The organism is Streptomyces sp. NPDC014727 (genome assembly GCF_043083485.1).
In the GTDB taxonomy this organism is placed as follows: Bacteria; Actinomycetota; Actinomycetes; order Streptomycetales; family Streptomycetaceae; genus Streptomyces.
The window spans coordinates 1-1,162 of the sequence record NZ_JBIBYR010000087.1; the positions used below are offsets into that span (position 1 = coordinate 1).

Below are 1,162 nucleotides of genomic sequence, written 5' to 3' on the forward strand. Positions count from 1 at the left end.
TACTTTCTTCTTTTGCTCCTGCAGTTTTAACGCTGCTTCTCTTTGTTGCTTCTCTTGACGATACTTTTGAAGGTCATAAACAATCGCATTATGCTTTTGAACTTCACGATTAATAGCCCCTCGTTCGGTTTGTATGCCCTTTTTCTCCATATCAGAAGCAACATGCCCCATATGGACAGTAGGTAAGATTTCAAGTCCACGATCTGCATGGGATTTATGTGTGATTCGTTCGTTGATTTGTGCTTGTTCTAATGCTTTGTTTGCATACTCGGACCACTGCTCTCTCCATTGCTCCAGCAGGTCTTTTTTATTCCAATCACGATTCTTCGTAGTAAATCCATCTTCTGAAATTTCTCGTGTTGTCAGCATGACGTGAGCATGAGGATTGTTGGCATCATCCCGATGGATAGCGATATCAGCAACCATGCCTTTATCTACAAATTGATCCTGGATGTACCCTTTGATTAATTCTGTTTGTTGTTGTTGAGAAAGTTCTCTAGGTAGTGCTACATTGATTTCTCTGGCTAATTGAGAGTTCTTCCTTTTCTCGGAATGTTCCACTTCATTCCAAAGAATCTCACGATTCTGAATCCAAACTGGCGATTTTTCAGGGGCAAGAATATGGGTTTCTGGTTGCACTTCTCTTTTGTAAAACTTACTTTCATTTGTTTGCTCATCGACTAAACGCTGACCAGAACGATAGGCAGCAGCCGCAACTGCGGATTGCCCTTTTCCTCTGGAAATCATTTGAGCAGAGAAATGATAGATCGCCATATCCTTGTACCTCCTTTTTAAATTTAAATTGAATAACAAACTCCATAATGGAACAAAATATTAAAGCCAACTGTTGAAATTCATGTATCACACCAAAAAGGGAGTAGAAGGCTATCTACTCCTTTTTTATTTTTTAAAAATGAATTCGGAGAAATTATAAAGACAAGTTGAACAATTGCTGACATTGCCAACGAGTATTTATAAAAATCTTCCGAATCCTTTTTTGTATCCGCATTATGGCGGATACTCATTCGCCCACTAGCGAATGGAGGGTTTTGATTTTGTATTCGCACCAAGCGAATATGCTCTTTGTTTGCAACGCAAACCGCACACAAACGAAGTTTGTATAAGTGCGCCCTTCTTCACTTTGTTCATTGGGGTGATTATA

1 protein-coding gene is annotated in these 1,162 nt (G+C 39.3%); it reads right to left on the minus strand.

The annotated features are described in order from the left end of the window. Positions 1 to 774, minus strand: a 774-nt coding sequence (gene mobQ, locus ACF1B9_RS38020) for a MobQ family relaxase (RefSeq protein ID WP_391795993.1), incomplete at its 3' end; no start/stop codon positions are given. Between the last annotated feature and the right edge of the window lie 388 nt (positions 775 to 1,162).